Annotated in this window: 1 protein-coding gene; it reads right to left on the bottom strand. The window is 34.4% G+C overall.

Features of this window, described 5'->3' with window-relative positions:
* Positions 1–24: 24 nt before the first annotated feature.
* Positions 25–227, bottom strand: a 203-nt coding sequence (locus V6256_RS15590; RefSeq protein WP_481133294.1) for an amino acid kinase family protein, incomplete at its 5' end; no start/stop codon positions are given.

Raw genomic sequence — 227 nt, 5'->3', positions numbered from 1 at the left:
GAGCTGATCAAAGGGAGTGATACGTTAACCATTTTTCTTTTCGCTCTTAATATTCATTTTAATAAGTACATCTTCAACAATTACCCCGCCGCCATGCACTATTAATAATGGTCGCTTTTCTATCGCTAGATATTCAGTTAATGCAGAAAATATATTCGTAAGTGCTTGTTCACTTTCTAATACTGCGCCAGCAATTTTAATTAATAGTGGCTTTTTTTGTGTTTGAG

This window comes from Psychromonas aquatilis (assembly GCF_038155185.1).
GTDB lineage: Bacteria > Pseudomonadota > Gammaproteobacteria > Enterobacterales > Psychromonadaceae > Psychromonas > Psychromonas aquatilis.
The sequence above is the reverse complement of the archived record's forward strand: the minus strand, read 5'-3'. Positions and strand labels throughout refer to the sequence as shown.